Genomic DNA, 16,845 nt, shown 5'->3' with positions numbered 1-16,845 from the left:
ATGTCATGTGCGAGAAGCCGATGGCCAAAACGGCCGCCGACGCGCGCCGTATGCTTGAAGCGGCGGAGCGCACGGGCCGCAAGCTCGCGATCGGTTATCAGAACCGCTACCGTCCGGATACGCGTTATTTGAAGGATGCTTGCGCCAACGATGAGCTCGGCGAAATTTATTTCGCCAAAGCCCATGCCATCCGGCGCCGTGCGGTTCCGACCTGGGGCGTATTTCTGGATGAAGAGAAGCAAGGCGGGGGACCGCTTATCGATATCGGCACGCACGCGCTGGACCTGGCACTGTGGTTGATGGACAACTACAAGCCGAAGGTCGTGCTCGGCCGTGCCTACCACAAGCTTTCGCAAACCGAGAATGCGGCGAATGCCTGGGGCCCGTGGGACCCGAAGCAGTTCACCGTCGAGGATTCGGCGTTCGCGATGATCACGATGGAGAATGGCGCTTCGATCGTGCTTGAATCGAGCTGGGCGCTCAATACGCTCGAAGTGGATGAGGCGAAGGTGACTATGAAAACCTGCGGAGCGCTCCTCGAAACGAGGGGCGCTTTTGTCATGTTTAGGATAATAAACACTTTTCTAATAGATCGGCCCGGATTCTCTCAAACTTTTCTAATGGTATGCTGTGATAATAAGGGCATAGACTACAACAGCAAAGGGGATAAGATGGCCGGTGCGACTGTTCTCGAAAAGACGGTATATTACAGGTCTGATGGCCGGTTTCCTTGCATTCATGGATATGGTTATTTATATGTTTCGCGGTCAGCGAAAGTCGGAGGTCGACGAGCTTTCCGGGCTGTCCAACCGCAAGCGCTTCGAGCGAGAGTTGAATGCCATCGTTCAGGCGGCGCCCGCAGGCAAAACGGCTTCGGTCCTGTTCACTGATCTGGACCGATTCAAGATCGTAAACAACAGTCTGGGACATGCCATGGGCGATGAACTGATTCGCGAGGCGGCGGACCGTGTTCGGCAAATCGTCGGTCCCGTCCACACGGCGGCCCGCTTCGGAGGCGACGAGTTTGCCATCATCTTGGAAGATGCTAGCCCGGCGGAAGCCAAAAAGGTCGCCGAACGGATACGGGAGGCGTTCAACCGGCCTTTCAACCTCGGCCTTCATGAGGTGCATTCGACGATCAGCATCGGGATTGCCTCATTTCCGGCGCATGGCTCGGACACTGCCCAACTGATGAAGCATGCCGACGCCGCAATGTATCAAGCCAAGGATGCGGGCGGCAACCGGACCGAAATGGTCGACGATGCGCTGGAAATGCAGCTGAACAACAAAATGGCCATGGAGCAGGCCTTGTGGCGCGCGGTTGATAAAGGAGCATTCGAGCTTCATTTCCAGCCGCAGGTCGATCCCCGTTCCAGGCAGATCGTCGGCGCGGAAGCGCTGGTCCGTTGGCGGCAAAAGAACGGATCGCTCGTATCGCCCGCGCAGTTCATCCCGCTGGCCGAGGAGTCCGGGATGATCGTCAGGCTTGGCGAATGGGTGCTCAGAGAAGCGTGCAGGCAAGCTGTAGAGCGGGAAAATGCAGGATACGCGCCGATGAAAATTTCCGTCAACGTATCGCCGAAGCAGCTGCAGCACGAGCTTTTTGAGCATACCGTGAGGGACGTGCTCAAGGAAACCGGCTTTAACCCCGCGCGTCTGGTGCTCGAGATAACCGAATCCGCAGCGTTGAAAAATGTGGACGAGACGGGAGCGAAGCTGCAGGCGCTGAAGCGGCTCGGAATCGGCCTGTCGATGGATGACTTCGGGACAGGTTATGCGTCGATTGGCTATTTAAAAGCGTTTGGGGTCGATTCGCTGAAGATTGCGCAATCCTTCGTCAGGGAGATGGAGAAAAACAATCCGCATGGCGAGGTGGTCGAAGCGATGCTGGCCGTCGCTGCGATCATGAGGCTGGAGGTAGTGATTGAAGGCGTTGAAACGGACAAGCAGTTTTTGTATTTCAGCGACAGGAGCAATTGTTTGATTCAAGGCTATTATTTTTACCGGCCAATGCCGCTTGTCGACTTTCCGGAATCGGAGATCAGGAAGCATGTGGTCTGACCGGGCGGGTCGGCCGGAACACGTCCGTTAAGCCTGGCCCTTGACCTTGTCGAAAAAGCCGCTGATCGCGTAATAAGCGGCGCCGTAAACCGCGGACCGTTCGCGCAGCTCGGCGTACAGCACCTTCATGCCGCTGCGGTGATACGGCAGTGTCCGGCGCTCGATCGTTTCGAGAACAGACTCCCGGATCCATGGCTCGGTGAGGCTTAAGGCGTTTCCGATGATGACCGCGTCGGGGTTAAAGACGTTCACGATGTTCGCGATGCCGATGCCGAGGTACTTGCCGATCCGCTTCAAAAGCGCTGCGGCGCGGACGCTTCCGTCCTCGGCGGCGCGAATCACCTGGTCGAGGGTGCTCCAGCCGTAAGCGGCAGCCTGTTCAAGCAGCGCCTTCTCGGAGGCGTACAGCTCCCAGCATCCCTGGTTGCCACAGCTGCATCTTTTGCCGTCGATGGCGATCGACAGATGCCCGAGCTCGCCGGAGAAGCCCGAAGCGCCTTTATAAAGCTTTCGGTCAATGATGATGCCCGTGCCGATTCCGATGCCGGCGCTCACGTAAATGATGTGCTCGATGCCGCGGCCGACCCCGTATTTCTGCTCGCCCTGCGCTCCGGCATTCGCTTCGTTGTCGATCGTAACGGGGATACCGAACCGTTCGCCGACGAGAGCCTGCAGCGGCACATGCGCCCATTCCAGATTGGGAGCGAACAAGATGGCGCCGCTGCCGTCAACGATGCCGGGAACGCCGATCCCGATGCCGACGATGCCGTAAATGCTGTCGGGCGCCTTCGCAATCAGCTCTTCGATGCATTCGAACAGCCGCGGAAGCACCTTGTCGGCAGCCCGGCTTTCCAGCTCGATGTAAGCCTCGGCGACCGGATGGCCCTCCAGATCGGCGACCATGCCGCGAATGTAGGTAACGCCGAGCTCGATGCCGACGGCGTAGCCCGAGCTGCGATTGAACAGCAACATAACGGGCTTGCGTCCGCCGCTCGATTCGCCCATCCCGATCTCCACGACGAGCTTGCCCGATATCAGCTCCTGAACGAGGCTGGATACCGTCGCCTTATTGAGGCCGGTACGCTCCGATATTTGCGCGCGGGAGAGCGGGGCGTGGCGAAGCACGCAGTCGAGCACGATGGCGCTGTTGATTTTTTTGATGAGCGCGGCGTCCCCGGTCGGTTTTTGCATGCGCGTGGTTGACCTCCATCTATGTACGGATATGCCGATCGATTAACCCAATCGGGTTCATTCTAGCATGAAATCCGGGCTGCCGCATTCTTTTCGTCATGAACGCGAGCAGGAGCGGCAATCAAATTATAACATAAATTCTTAGTTTGTTTAATAGACAAACCAAGTAACGAGGTGGTAAAATCATTAATAGAAACGTTTACATGACTAATTCTGCATATTCATGAAACCTAAGGAGGCGTATGACGATGGCTTATTTCGGGAACGTAGGCAGAATCGAATTCGAGGGAAAGGGCTCGGACAATCCGTTCGCGTTCAAGCACTATGATCCGCAGCGGAAGGTGCTCGGCAAAACAATGGAGGAGCATTTCCGTTTCGCAGTCGCTTATTGGCACACGTTCACGGGCACGGGTTCCGATCCGTTCGGCGTCGGCACCGCGATCCGCGGCTGGGACAAGTATGACGGCATGGATCTGGCCAAAGCGCGCGTGGAGGCGAACTTCGAATTTTTGGATAAAATCGGCATTCCGTTCTACTGCTTTCATGACCGGGATATCGCGCCGGAAGGAGCCACGCTTCAGGAAACGAACAAGAACCTGGATGTCATCGTCGATCTCCTGAAGCAGAATATGAAGACGTCCGGCAAAAAGCTGCTCTGGAACACGGCCAACATGTTCACCAACCCGCGGTTCGTGCACGGAGCGGGAACGGCGCCGAATGCGGATGTGTTCGCGTACGCGGCCGCGCAGGTGAAGAAGGGGCTTGAGGTCGGCAAGGAGCTGGGCGCCGAAAACTATGTGTTCTGGGGCGGCCGCGAAGGTTATGAAACGCTGCTGAATACCGATATGGCGCTCGAGCTCGACAATCTGGCGCGCCTGCTTCATATGGCTGTCGCTTACGCGCAGGAGATCGGCTTTGACGCCCAGTTCCTGATCGAGCCAAAGCCGAAGGAGCCGTCGAAGCACCAGTACGATTTCGACGCGGCTACCACGATTTCGTTCTTGCAGAAATATGGCCTGACCGACCGCTTCAAGCTCAACCTGGAGGCGAACCATGCGACGCTTGCGGGCCACACCTTCGAGCACGAAATCCGCGTCGCGGCGATCAACGGCATGCTCGGCTCGCTGGACGCGAACCAGGGCGACCTGCTGCTCGGCTGGGATACGGATGAATTCCCGACCGATTTGTACGGCGCGACGCTGACGATGTTCGAAATTGTGAAGGCCGGCGGCCTCGGCCGCGGCGGCATCAACTTCGATGCGAAGGTGCGCCGCGGCTCGTTCGAGCCGGAGGATCTGTTCCTCGCGCATATCGCCGGTATGGATACCTACGCCTGGGGCCTCAAAGCCGCGGCGAAAATCATTGAAGATCGCGTGCTCGACGGTATCGTCGACGATCGGTACCGCAGCTTCCGCGAAGGAATCGGCGCCGACATCGTCGCAGGCAAGGCGACGCTTGCCAGCCTGGAGCAATACGCGCTGCAGAATCACCCGATCCGCAACGAGTCCGGCCGCCAGGAGCGGATCAAGCTTGTATTGAACGAAATCATCTACACCGTTTAAAAATAATAGAAACGGCACAGGCCGGTCTTCGGGGCCGGCCTGTGCCGCTTGGGAGGATGAATGGCGTATGTCCTATGTCATCGGCATTGATTTGGGCACGAGCGCGGTTAAGGCGCTGCTGATCGACCGGGAGGGGCGGGTGCGGGGAGAGGCCTCCCAGAGCTATCCGCTGATCCATGAGCATTCGGGCTGGAGCGAGCAGCAGCCGGAGGATTGGGTCGAAAGCACGGCGGCCGCGCTGCAGGAGGTGCTTCGTTCATCCGGTCTATCCCGAGAGCAGGTCGAGGGCATCAGCTTTTCCGGTCAAATGCACGGTCTTGTACTGCTGGATGCGGATAAAAAACCGGTGCGCAATGCGATTTTGTGGAACGACACCCGGACGACGGCCGAATGCCGGGAAATTGAACGGGAATTGGGAGACACGCTGCTGGGCGTGGCCCGCAACCCGGCGCTTGAGGGATTTACGCTCCCGAAAATACTCTGGGTCCGCAAGCATGAGCCCGAGGTGTTCGGGCTTTCGGCGAGCTTCCTGCTGCCGAAGGATTACGTCCGCTTCCGTTTGACGGGCGAGCTGTACATGGATTACTCCGATGCGGCTGGCACTTTGCTGTTTGATGTGGCGAACAGGAGATGGAGCGAGGAAATTTTGCGGGCGTTCGACCTGCCAGCCGGCTTCTGCCCGCCGCTCGTGGAGTCGCATGCGCTAGTCGGCGTGCTGCTGCCCGGCATGGCGGAGCGCACCGGGCTGGCTGCGGGCACGAAGGTGTTTGCGGGCGGCGCGGATAATGCGTGCGGGGCGATCGGCGCCGGCATTTTGTCCGAAGGACTGACGTTATGCAGCATCGGCACCTCCGGCGTCATCCTCACCTATGAGAACGACAAGGAATCGGATTACGCAGGCAAGGTGCATTTCTTCAATCACGGCCAAGTGGACGCCTATTACGCGATGGGTGTCACATTGGCGGCAGGTTATTCGCTGAGCTGGTTTCAAAACACTTTTGCACCGGAAGAATCGTTCGGCGAGCTGCTCAAAGGCGTGGGCGAGGTGAAGCCGGGTGCGGGGGGACTGCTGTTCACGCCTTATCTCGTGGGCGAGCGGACGCCGCATGCCGATTCGCAAATCCGTGGCAGCTTTATCGGAGTTGACGGATCGCATACGAGGGATCACTTCGCACGCGCCGTTATGGAGGGCATCACGTTCTCGCTGGCCGAGTCGGTCGCGGTTTTTCGTTCGGCCGGCAAAAAGGTCGACCGCGTCGTATCGATCGGCGGCGGCGCGCAAAATCCGGTGTGGCTGCAAATGCAGGCCGACATTTTCAATGCCGAGGTGGCGGCGCTCGAGAATGAGCAGGGTCCGGGCCTGGGAGCGGCCATGCTGGCGGCTTACGGGTGCGGCTGGTTCGACAGTCTCGCGGCATGCGCGGACAAGTTCGTGAAGCGGGCGTCGGCGTATCAACCGCAGCCGGAGGCGGTTAAGGCGTACGAGGGGCTGTTTGACATTTACCGGCAGGTCTATGCGCAGACGCGGGGGATGAACGAGGCGTTGGCGGCTTTCAGGGGATAATAGCAAGCGGATAAAAAAACCGCCCGAGCCGGTTCCAATCCGGAGCTGCTCGGGCGGTTTGTCGTTTGGGGAGTTAATTGTGCGTCGCCGGCTTGTCCAGCCATTCGCGGATCATGGCGAGCAGCTGGGCGCTGTTGACCGGCTTCGTGATGTAATCGGAGCATCCGGCCTCCAGGCACAGCTCGCGGTCACCCTTCATCGCTTTCGCCGTGAGGGCGATGATCGGCAGCTCCTGGAATTTCGGGTTGCTGCGGATGGCGCGGGTCGTCTCATAGCCGTCCATAACCGGCATCATAATGTCCATCAGAATGACGTCGATGTCCCCGGTTTCCTCCAGCATGCGAATCGCGTCATGTCCGTTCTCGACGGGAATGACCTTCATATGATGTCTTTCGAGAATGGCCGTCAGGGCAAAAATGTTGCGGATGTCGTCGTCAACGACCAGCACGTTTTTATAGGCGATCATATCGTCTGCTTCCCGAAGCTTGACGAGCTTCTGCCGCGGCTCCTCGGCCATATCCTCCGCCTTGCGGTGCAGGAAAAGCGAAGTCTCGTCCATGATCTGCACGGGTGATTTCGCGAATTTCAGCACGGAGGTTCTGATCAGCTCGTCCAGCTCGGTTTCTTCCTCGTCCGTCAGCTTGGCGCTGCGGTACAGCACGACCGGCTGGTATTTGTTGGCCGGCTGCTTCTGGATGTCGCGGATGAACTTGGCCGGATTCGCATCCGGCAGCGAATCGTCGGTCAGCACGCAGTCGAACGGTTTCGATTTCAACTGGTTGAGCGCCTTGCGGGCGGTATCGACTGCCGTAATGCGCAGGTCTTTGCCCCCGAGCGATTCGGTCCATTGTTTGAGCAATTCTTCATGGCCCGAAGCGATCAGCAGGCAGCGCGTTGTCTGTTCCGCGAAGGCTCTCAATTTGTCCAGCGCGTTCTCCAGATCCTCATTCGTGACCGGCTTGCAGACGTAGTCGAATACGCCTTTCTGCTTCAGGCTAACCTCATCCTCTTCGACTGTGATCACGGTAACCGGAATGTGACGGACGTTCAGATCGTTCTTCAAATGCTCGATAACGAGCCAGCCGTCCGTATCGCCCAGCCGCAAATCAAGGGTGATGGCCGCCGGCTTGTATTTCTGGGCCAGATCGAGCACATTGGCGCCCGTGGTGGTGATCACGGCCTTTATTCCCCGCTTGTGCAGCATCTCAAGCAGGATTTCGTTGAACTTTAAATCGTCCTCCAAGATCAGCATGACGCGGTCGTCCTTCTGGATATTGTTCCGGTCGTCGACGATGCCCTGCTCCAAATTGAGCGAGTAGCTGCGCGGCCGCTTCGGCGGCACGACGTCGATTACTTCCGGCACGAATCTATGCTTCGTTTCAGGCGCCGGCTTCGCCCCGAGCGTCTCCGTGGATCCGGGCAAATACACGTGGAACGTGCTGCCCACCTGCGGAACGCTGGTGAGCGTGATTCCCCCGCCGAGCATCGTTACGATTTCGCGCGAAATCGCAAGACCGAGGCCTGTACCGCCGTAAATTCGATTGGTGCTGCCGTCCGCCTGCTGGAACGCTTCGAATATGATCCGCTGCTTCCCCTCCGGAATGCCGATGCCGGTATCGCTCACGGAGAAGCAGAGCGCTGACGCGGCGCGGTTTAACGTTTCGGTGTCGCTGCTCCAGCCGCCGCTTGCAAGGCGAACCTGCATGGCAACCTTGCCCTGCTGAGTAAATTTGAATGCGTTGGAGAGCAGGTTTTTCAATACCTGTTGAAGGCGCTTGGAATCCGTGATGATTGAACGCGGCACGTCCGGTTCGGTCTTGATTTCAAAATCGAGCTTCTTGTCCTGCGCGATATGACGGAACGTACGCTCCAGGCTGGCGTTAAGCTCGGCAATCGCCGTTTCTTCGAGATCCGCGGACACCGTGCCGGATTCGATTTTGGACAGGTCCAGAATATCGTTGATCAGGTTAAGCAGCTCCATTCCGGAATCCTGAATCGTTTTGGCGAATTTCACCTGGTAATCGTTCAGGTTCTCGTCCGGATTCTCCGCCAACTGCTCGGCTAGGAGCAGCAGGGAGTTCAGCGGCGTGCGCAGTTCATGGGACATGTTCGCCAGAAACTCCGATTTGTACTTCGAAATGAGCGCAAGCTGCTCGGCTTTTTCCTCCAGGAAACGCTTGGCCAGTTCAACCTCCTGGTTCTTGCTCTCCACCTCGGCTTTCTGGATCACCAGCAGCTTCGCTTTGTCCTCCAGCTCTTCATTCGTATTCTGCAGCTCAAGCTGCTGCTTCTGCAGCTCTTCGGTAAGCGACTGCGACTGCATGAGGAGTTGCTCCGTTCGCTGGTTCGCCTGCATCGTGTTGATGACGATTCCGATCGACTCGGTCAATTGATCGAGGAAGGCGATGTCAATCTCGCTGAACGGACGCAAAGAGGCGAGCTCCAGCACCGCCAGTACCTGATCCTCGAAAATAATCGGCAGCAGCACGATGTTAAGCGGCGTGCTCTCGACGAGGCCGGACGAAATGACGACGTAGTCGGATGGAACGTTCGTCAATAGAATGCGCTGCTTCTCGATCAGGCATTGGCCGACAAGTCCTTGTCCGGCGCGGAATTCGTTGGACAGCTGCTTTCGGCTCTGATAGGCGTAGCTGGCGAACATCGTCAGCAACGGCTCGCCGTTCGCCTGATCGTTCATATAGAATGCGCCGTGCTGCATCGAAACCAGCGGCGCCAGTTCGGACAGTATCATGCGGCAGACCGCGTAGAGATCGCGCTGGCCCTGCAGCAGGCGCGAGAACTTCGCCAGGTTCGTCTTCAGCCAGTCCTGCTCGGTGTTGATCCGCGTCGTTTCCTTCAGGTTCCGAATCATCTCATTGATATTGTCCTTGAGCGTCGCAACCTCGCCGGCCGCTGCGACGTCGATCGAACGCGACAGGTCGCCCTTCGTAACGGCAGTTGCGACGTTCGTGATGGCGCGGACCTGAGTCGTCAAGGTACTCGCCATGTAGTTAACGTTGTCGGTCAGGTCGCGCCAGGTGCCGGCAGCGCCCGGAACACTTGCCTGGCCGCCCAGCTTGCCTTCCGCGCCTACCTCGCGGGCAACGGACGTAACCTGCTCGGCGAAGGTGGCGAGTGTATCGATCATGTTGTTCATCGTATCGGTCAGCTCGGCGATTTCGCCCTTCGCTTCGACGTTCAGTTTCTGCTTCAGGTTGCCGTTCGCAACGGCCGTTACGACTTTGGCGATGCCGCGCACCTGAACGGTCAGGTTGGTCGCCATAATATTAACGTTGTCGGTCAAATCCTTCCAGGTTCCGCCTACGCCGCGCACCTGCGCCTGGCCGCCGAGCTTACCGTCCGTGCCGACCTCGCGCGCAACGCGCGTGACCTCGGAGGCGAACGTGCTGAGCTGGTTCACCATCATGTTGATGTTGTTAGCCGAGCGCTGGAATTCGCCCGTCAGGGCGCGGCCCTCGAATTCAAGCTCGACCTTCTGGGACAGGTCGCCTTGCGCGACGGCATTGATGACGCGAACCATTTCGCTCGTCGGTTGAATGAGGTCGACAACGAGTCCGTTCAGCGACTCGATTGTCCTCTCCCACGCGCCGCCCATATTTTTGTGGACGAACCTGCGGGACAGCATGCCTTCCTTGCCCACGACGCGGGCAACGGTCTGCACCTCGTTCACGAACGATTCCTGAATGTCCACGATCTCGTTGAAAGTGTCCGCAACCTTTCCTGCAACGCCCGTATAATTGTAGGGCATCCGGTGGGAGAAGTTTCCTTTCTTTAGCGCCATCAGCGCATTGAGCAATTCGCCCATATCGAGTTGCTCTTTGTCCTTTTCCTGCTTCCGGTCCTGATCCGACATGGCAACTTTCCTCTCTAACGTAATTAGGAAGAACCCTGATGCAGAAAAAACGAATGGCAGTCGTCGCACAGAGGAGGGACACTGTTTAAATAGAATCCAATGGGTTTTGTACCCGATTAATCGGATCCTGAAACAGCGTGCTGTCGAAAAACTGGGAAATCCATAAAATTGTTTCGCAGGAGGACGGGATAGACGCATGAGCTGCAAGAATGTGTTATTCTTTTCGTAGCTGTTCAAGCATGCTGACAAAGAAAGGGGCAAGACGGCACATGGCTTTCTATGAATCGTTCGAAGGCATTTATCAAGGGGAAAAAGCGGTCTGGCTGAAAGCGGGCCGTTACGAGGCGGCGCTGCTTCCGAAAATCGGCGGCAACCTGATCGCGTTCCGGGATAACGAGACGGGAAGTCGTTTCCTGCATGAGCCGGAAGCGGAAGGGATGGAGGCGTTCAAAGCGAACCCGGGCATTTACGGCATTCCGGTTCTGTTCCCGCCTAACCGATACGAGGATGGTGAATTTCCATGGAACGGGAAGACGTATCAGTTCCCCGTCAACGAAGCGAGCACCGGCAATCATCTGCACGGCTATGCCCACCTGTCGGAGTGGGAGCTCGTTCATTTCGGTTCGAACGAACGGGAGAGCTACGCGGAGGTTTCGCTCAAGGTGACCGAAACGCATAAAATGTATTCGTTTTTGCCGTTTGCGTTCACTATTACGCTGCGGTACGGGCTTAGCGAGCTGGGCTTGTCCCAACAGGTGGTGATTCGCAATGACGGCGGCGAGACGATGCCCTGCCTGCTCGCGTTTCACACGGCGGTCAACGCGCCTTTCGCTCCGGACGGCGATGCGAAGGATTACCGGCTGAAGCTGACGCTCGGCAACCGTTGGGAGCTCGATGAGCGGATGCTGCCGACCGGCAAATTCCAGAAGCTGACGCCGGATGAGGAGCTTATGCGCGGGGAGGGCGTTTATCCGTTTTTTGCGGCGATGGACAACCATTACACGGCAGCGCCGCAGAACGGACGCAACCGGATGGAATTGACGGACACGAAGCACGGCTTGACACTCGTGTACGACGTCGGCACCTCTTATAAGCAGTGGATGATATGGAACAACTTCGCGAGCGAGGGCTTTTTCTGCCCCGAGCCGCAAATCAACCTCGTCAATGCGCCGAACGTGGCGCTGCCTGCCGAGGAGATCGGTTTGTTCGGGCTCGAGCCCGGCGCCGTATGGGAAGAGAGAGCGCGTTTTTATTTGAAATAGACGCACCGTGCTAACGCGCGCCAATGAAAAGCGAAACCCCCGCCAGGAACTGGAACTGAAGCGGGGGCTTTTGCCATGCATTGAAGGTTCGCGTATGGAAGGTTGAACGACTTTTGCCTCGCTCGCGTTATGATTTGTACAATGCTTCTAACGCTTCCCGCTGGGCGGGCTTGATGCTCAGCGCGGGACGTATGTTTTTAGCCATAATCTCCGCTTCTCCGATGGAATTCGCCAGCTGCAGCTCCAGAAGCGTGCCGAACGCCACCATTCCCGTTCTGCCTTTGCCGCCGCCGCAGTGAAATGCCACCTTTTTGCCGTCGCGATAAGCTTGTACGACCGATTGGATGGCGCTTTGCAGCAGCTTTTCCTGCGGCTCAACCGCCTCATCGCCGAGCGGCACCTTGATCCATTCGACCCGTTCGTCGGAGGCCGCGCATCTTTCGGCTTCTCCGCGCAGATCCACGACGACTTCCACGCCCTCTTCATCGACCATTTGCTGAACGTCGGCCGCCCCGCCCATAAAAATTTTCCCCGGCAGCAGCGCATGATAGTTTCGTTCCAAAGTGTTCGCTCCTCTCTGTTCCTGTGATCGGACTCTTTCAACGAACGTTTCGATGCGGGCCTTGATGGCATCGCGCACACTGCGGAACTGCGCCATAATTTCCTCTTCCGTTCCGGTAGCCTTGGCGGGATCGTCGAAGCCCCAATGCCATTTCACAACATTCGGGTTGGAGATGACCGGGCAGTGCTCGTCGGCATGTCCGCAAAGGGTAATGACGTAATCTGCGCGATTCAGTATTTCGGGATCGATCACATCGGAGCTGTTGCCGCTAATGTCGACGCCGGCTTCTTTCATAACCTGCACCGCGCGCGGATTGAGCCCGTGCGCTTGCAGGCCCGCGCTTTTCACCTCGTAACGATCGCCGGCAACGGCGTTGAAAAATCCGTCCGCCATCTGGCTCCGGCAGGAGTTTCCCGTACACAAAAAATAAATCAGTTTCTTTTCCATCGTTATGCCCATTCTCCTTTGTATTCCGCTATTAAAATAAATAAATCGCACAGCCCGTACATTTGCGGTTTAACCGATCACCGTGAGCCATACGTAGAGTCCGGCCAGTGTAACGAGCAGGACGGGCACCGTCAGCACAATGCCGACCTTAAAGTAATAGCCCCATGTGATTTTCACATCTTTTTTGGCAAGCACATGCAGCCAGAGAAGCGTGGCGAGCGAGCCGATCGGCGTTATTTTCGGGCCGAGGTCGGAGCCGATGACGTTGGCGTAAATAAGCGCTTCGCGAACCTGGCCTGCCGTGTCGGTGCCCTGAATGGCGAGGGCGTCGATCATCACCGTCGGCATGTTGTTCATCACGGAAGAGAGGACGGCGGCGATAAGGCCGGCTCCGACCGTCGCGGTGAACAAGCCTTGATCGGCAGCCCATTGAAACACCTTGCCGAGCTGGTCCGTCAGTCCGACATTGCGAAGTCCGTAAACGACGACGTACATCCCGATGGAGAACACGACCACCGACCACGGCGCTCCCTTAATCACGGCACCGGTATGGATGGCACGGCTTCTGCGCGCCGCGAAAATAAAGACGATTGCGGCGATCCCAGCGACGACGGATACCGGGATGTCCGCCAACTCGCTAAGCATGTACGCAGCCAGCAGGACGGCCAATACGAACCAGGAAAACCGAAACATGCGCAAATCCTTAATCGCTTCACGGGGTTCCTTCAGCTGGTTCAGATCATAATGCTTCGGGATGCTCCTGCGGAAAAAGAGGAACAGCACCACCAGGCTTGCAGCGACCGAAAAGAAGCTGGGCACGAACATTCGGCTCGCATATTCCACAAAACCGATGCCGAAGAAATCGGCCGAAACGATGTTGACCAGATTGCTGACGACGAGCGGGAGGGAGGCCGTATCGGAAATGAAGCCGCTGGCCATCACGAACGGCAGCACCATCCGTTCGTCGAACTTCAACGCCCGGACCATCGCCAGGACGATCGGCGTCAGGATGAGGGCCGCGCCGTCATTGGCGAAAAAAGCCGCAACGGCCGCGCCGAGCAGCACGACATAGACGAACATCAAATAGCCGTTGCCTTTGGCGAATTTGGCCATGTGAAGCGCAGACCACTCGAAAAATCCGATCTCGTCCAGAATCAAAGAGATCAGGATGACGGCGACAAAGGCGAGAGTGGCGTTCCATACGATCCCGGTAACATCCCAAACGTCCCAAAGGTCAACGACACCTAAGAGAAGGGCCAGAATCGCGCCGCCCGCCGCCGAATAACCGATATTCAGCCCTTTGGGCTGCCAGATAACAAAGACAAGCGTGACGAGAAAAATAATCGATGCGACGATTAACATAGGGCCTCCTGTACTAGTTGCAGCATTCGGGATCCAACCGATTCAGTCTGTGCTTCATCGAGGGGAGCTGCTCCAGAATGCCTTGCACATAGGGTTTGTCTTGCACGTTCAACGAATAGTAAATCCACTGGCTGCGGCGGGTTTCACTCACCAATCCGCCGTTCTTCAATTTTTTCAGATGCTGACTGACATTGGGCTGCGTCGTTTCAAGCACCGCCACGATGTCGCACACGCACAATTCCTGCTCCTTCAATAAAGCCAGAATGGTGAGCCGGGTTTTGTCGGACAACAATTTAAACGTTTCCGCAGCATCCTCAAGAAGCCGTTCCAAACCATCACCCCTTTTTGTTGATTAAGAGAAGCTGAAATACTTACATTTGTTATTATACCCGACTGATTATATAAGTAAAAGATTATATAATCAACTGATTATTATTTGGCCGTTTTGCCCGGCATCTGTCGAAATTTAACACAAGATTTACAGACACCTCCAATTCTGTTGATGTTGACCGATTATAATTTTGACCAGTAGCGTTGCATTAAATCTCACATCGAAATGAGTTGAGTATCCTTCATCTAAATTGTGCTAAATATGTAAAATACAAGACGCGCACAATAGAAAAAATCTCCTAAAATTAGAGGTACAGGTAGTCCCTGTCCAAATCTCTAATTAGGAGATCAGTTCATGGACAAGGATACACTACTCTCTTCATTTGGTAAATGGGTTGCACCCATAAATTCTGAAATTCTTCAAGATTGGAAGGACACGACGGCCCTCGACCGCTATACGAAGAAGCTTACCACGTCCATCTTCTTACTCTTATTTGTGGAAGCTCAGCTGCAGCGCCGCAAAGGGCTGCGAAGTATCATGCGCGAGCTTCAGGCCGACGAGGAGTTTCAGCAGGTGCTCGGCATTACTTCGATCAGTGCGGCACAGCTCTCGCGCAAGAACAACCAGTTGGATCCGGAAGTGCTTCAATCTATCTTGTGTGATCTCATCACGCGATTGCATCGTGGGCAGTCTCCCAGCGCTCAAGCTGCAGGCCCAGTGAAAATCATCGATTCCACGACGATCAGTCTATGCCTGAATACGTACAAGTGGGCGACGTTTCGCAAGACGAAGGCCGGTGTAAAGCTGCAAAGGACTAAGAAGCATCATGCGCGAGCTTCAAGCCGACGAGGAATTTCAACAGGCGCTCGGTATCACTTCGATCAGCGCGGCACAGCTATCGCGCAAGAACAACCAGTTGGACCCGGAAGTGCTGCAATCCATCTTATGTGATCTCATCACGCAATTGCATCAGCATCAGTCGCCCAGTGCTCAAACAGTCGGCCCTGTGAAAGTCATTGATTCAACAACGACCAGTCTGTGTCTGAACAAGTACAAGTGGGCGACGTTTCGCAAGACGAAAGCAGGTGTGAAGCTGCATCTTCGCGTAACCTATGCCGAGCCAGACATCGTCTATCCGGATAAAGTGGTAATTACAAACGCCCAGTCGGCCGATCATTCCCAAATGGACGTTCTGATTGACGAGGCAAATGCCACATACCTTATGGATCGCGGTTATCTGGACTACGGCAAGTACGACTTCTGCGAACGGGCGGCCATCCACTTCGTATCACGGCTCAAAGACAACGCTATCGTGGAGGAAGTCGAAGAGTTCGATGCGCCACAAGGATCAATCATTCTGCGAGATATGGTCGTCATACTGGGTAAGGGACCCAAGCGAATGAAGAATGCGCTTCGGGTGATTGAAACGACGGACAGCATGGGCAATCCAGTGCGGATCATTACCAATCGGTTCGATCTAACAGCCGAGGAAATTGGTGATTTGTATCGCAGCCGCTGGAGAAGCTAGAAGCTGTGCTAAACTGGAAGCCGAGTCGAACAAGCAAGGGGCGACAAAAGAAGCGCGCACCTTCATCGTAGCCGGAGATCAAATCTAGAAACCAATCCTTGAATAGAAACAAATACCAAGTAGATACGACTGCCTGATTAGCAGCCCCTTGAGTTGTTATCCCGTGGCAGTAGAAAGATAATCTCTGACAATTCCGAATATAATGGACTAAGAAAATCGGACAGCAAAAAAGGAGTTTCTTAGTTGTATGGCAACGATGAGACGGAAGTTTACACCCGAACAAAAAGCACACATTGTACTGGAAATTTTGAAGGAGGATAAGTCGATTTCACAGCTGTCATCCGAACACGGCATCCATGCGAATGTCCTCCAGCGGTGGAAATCGGAAGCCGTTCAGAACCTGCATCAGCTGTTCATCGATGATCGCAAAGGCATCACGAAAATGAAAAATGAATATGAACAGCAGATTAATGAACTCTACGCCGAAGTCGGAAAGTTGTCCACTCAACTGGCGTGGATTAAAAAAAAATCTGGCTACGGATCAGACGCGTGAACAGCGTCTGGCCATGCTGGATTGGCAAAGCACAGAGCTCCCCCTGACCGCGCAGGCGGACATTCTCAGCCTCAATCGCTCCCACCTCTACTACAAACCGGTCCCTCCCTCCCCGGAGGAAATTCGCATCAAGCACCGGATTGATGAGATCTACACGCAGCATCCGTTTCTGGGCTCCCGGCGGATTGCGGCCATTCTGAATCGAGAGGATGTGAAAGTCCATCGCAATACCGTTCAGAAGTACATGCGGGAAATGGGACTGGCCGCGATCTATCCCGGCCCCAACCTGAGCAAACGCAATTTGCAGCATCGCATCTATCCGTATCTGCTGCGCGGCTTGTCCATCGATCGCGTAAACCAGGTGTGGGGGATCGACATCACCTATATCCGGCTGCAAAGCGGCTGGATGTATCTGGTTGCCATTCTGGACTGGTTCTCACGCTACGTGATCGATTGGGAATTGGATCAGAGCCTGGAACTGCCCTTTGTTCTTGAGGCCGTCCGCCGCGCGCTGAGCGACTGCAAACCCGAGATCATGAACAGCGACC

The 16,845-nt window shown here is 56.1% G+C and carries 11 protein-coding genes and 3 pseudogenes; 8 read left to right on the top strand and 6 right to left on the bottom strand.

The genetic code is table 11. The annotated features are described in order from the left end of the window. Positions 1-890 (top strand): Gfo/Idh/MocA family protein (locus tag BG52_RS16765; protein WP_397310925.1); only part of this gene is annotated, 890 nt, incomplete at its 5' end. Further along, positions 832-2,061 (top strand): putative bifunctional diguanylate cyclase/phosphodiesterase, encoded by a 1,230-nt coding sequence (locus tag BG52_RS07455; protein ID WP_051602295.1) that lies wholly within the window; start codon positions 832-834, stop codon positions 2,059-2,061. The genes BG52_RS16765 and BG52_RS07455, both read left to right, overlap by 59 nt. A 27-nt stretch (positions 2,062-2,088) precedes the next feature. Here the strand turns inward: BG52_RS07455 and BG52_RS07450 are convergent, their stop codons facing one another. After that, on the bottom strand, positions 2,089-3,252 hold the full coding sequence (locus tag BG52_RS07450; protein WP_036583975.1) for an ROK family transcriptional regulator: 1,164 nt from the start codon (positions 3,250-3,252) through the stop codon (positions 2,089-2,091). A 248-nt stretch (positions 3,253-3,500) separates the two neighbouring features. On the opposite strand from BG52_RS07450, the gene xylA reads away from it, so the two are divergent. After that, a complete protein-coding gene (gene xylA / locus BG52_RS07445) occupies positions 3,501-4,814 on the top strand; it encodes a xylose isomerase (RefSeq protein WP_036583977.1) in 1,314 nt (437 codons plus the stop codon). A gap of 67 nt (positions 4,815-4,881) precedes the next feature. Next, on the top strand, positions 4,882-6,378 hold the full coding sequence (xylB, locus tag BG52_RS07440; RefSeq protein WP_036583980.1) for a xylulokinase: 1,497 nt from the start codon (positions 4,882-4,884) through the stop codon (positions 6,376-6,378). Positions 6,379-6,451: 73 nt separating this feature from the next. On the opposite strand, the gene BG52_RS07435 is transcribed toward xylB, so the two are convergent. Further along, positions 6,452-10,252 (bottom strand): response regulator, encoded by a 3,801-nt coding sequence (locus BG52_RS07435; protein ID WP_223298940.1) that lies wholly within the window; start codon positions 10,250-10,252, stop codon positions 6,452-6,454. Positions 10,253-10,521: 269 nt separating this feature from the next. Between BG52_RS07435 and BG52_RS07430 the strand changes: the two genes are divergently transcribed. After that, a complete protein-coding gene (locus tag BG52_RS07430; RefSeq protein ID WP_036583983.1) occupies positions 10,522-11,514 on the top strand; it encodes an aldose 1-epimerase in 993 nt (330 codons plus the stop codon). A gap of 127 nt (positions 11,515-11,641) precedes the next feature. Here the strand turns inward: BG52_RS07430 and BG52_RS15335 are convergent, their stop codons facing one another. The 4 genes and pseudogenes from BG52_RS15335 to BG52_RS07415 all read right to left on the bottom strand — a co-directional run bounded on the left by BG52_RS15335 (position 11,642) and on the right by BG52_RS07415 (position 14,216). Further along, positions 11,642-12,034, bottom strand: coding sequence for a protein-tyrosine phosphatase family protein (locus BG52_RS15335; RefSeq protein WP_223299264.1), 393 nt, complete (start codon positions 12,032-12,034; stop codon positions 11,642-11,644). An 81-nt stretch (positions 12,035-12,115) separates the two neighbouring features. After that, positions 12,116-12,523, bottom strand: a pseudogene (gene arsC / locus BG52_RS07425) (arsenate reductase (thioredoxin)); the annotation flags it as partial. Positions 12,524-12,592: 69 nt separating this feature from the next. Then, on the bottom strand, positions 12,593-13,885 hold the full coding sequence (locus BG52_RS07420; protein ID WP_036583985.1) for an arsenic transporter: 1,293 nt from the start codon (positions 13,883-13,885) through the stop codon (positions 12,593-12,595). A gap of 13 nt (positions 13,886-13,898) precedes the next feature. Next, a complete protein-coding gene (locus BG52_RS07415; RefSeq protein WP_036583987.1) occupies positions 13,899-14,216 on the bottom strand; it encodes an ArsR/SmtB family transcription factor in 318 nt (105 codons plus the stop codon). 354 nt (positions 14,217-14,570) lie between these two features. Here BG52_RS07415 and BG52_RS16430 point away from each other — a divergent pair. The 3 genes and pseudogenes from BG52_RS16430 to BG52_RS16425 all read left to right on the top strand — a co-directional run. Next, positions 14,571-14,789, top strand: a pseudogene (locus BG52_RS16430) (DUF4372 domain-containing protein); the annotation flags it as partial. A 253-nt stretch (positions 14,790-15,042) separates the two neighbouring features. Further along, the gene (locus BG52_RS07405; protein ID WP_051602294.1) at positions 15,043-15,744 is read left to right on the top strand and encodes an IS4 family transposase; all 702 of its coding nucleotides are present in this window, start codon (positions 15,043-15,045) and stop codon (positions 15,742-15,744) included. Between the two features lie 256 nt (positions 15,745-16,000). Continuing rightward, a pseudogene (locus BG52_RS16425) lies at positions 16,001-16,845 on the top strand (IS3 family transposase); the annotation flags it as partial.

It is taken from the genome of Paenibacillus darwinianus (genome assembly GCF_000598065.1).
GTDB classification, from domain to species: Bacteria; Bacillota; Bacilli; order Paenibacillales; family Paenibacillaceae; genus Paenibacillus_I; species Paenibacillus_I darwinianus.
This window is presented reverse-complemented; position numbering and strand designations above follow the sequence as displayed.

Excerpts from the sequence above, each read along its gene's own strand:
- xylB (WP_036583980.1), top strand. The coding sequence starts at position 4,882 with ATGTCCTATGTCATCGGCATTGATTTGGGCACGAGCGCGGTTAAGGCG.
- xylA (WP_036583977.1), top strand. The coding sequence starts at position 3,501 with ATGGCTTATTTCGGGAACGTAGGCAGAATCGAATTCGAGGGAAAGGGC.
- BG52_RS07435 (WP_223298940.1), bottom strand. The coding sequence starts at position 10,252 with ATGTCGGATCAGGACCGGAAGCAGGAAAAGGACAAAGAGCAACTCGAT.
- BG52_RS07420 (WP_036583985.1), bottom strand. The coding sequence starts at position 13,885 with ATGTTAATCGTCGCATCGATTATTTTTCTCGTCACGCTTGTCTTTGTT.
- BG52_RS07430 (WP_036583983.1), top strand. The coding sequence starts at position 10,522 with ATGGCTTTCTATGAATCGTTCGAAGGCATTTATCAAGGGGAAAAAGCG.
- BG52_RS07450 (WP_036583975.1), bottom strand. The coding sequence starts at position 3,252 with ATGCAAAAACCGACCGGGGACGCCGCGCTCATCAAAAAAATCAACAGC.
- BG52_RS07405 (WP_051602294.1), top strand. The coding sequence starts at position 15,043 with ATGCGCGAGCTTCAAGCCGACGAGGAATTTCAACAGGCGCTCGGTATC.
- BG52_RS15335 (WP_223299264.1), bottom strand. The coding sequence starts at position 12,034 with ATGGGCGGGGCGGCCGACGTTCAGCAAATGGTCGATGAAGAGGGCGTG.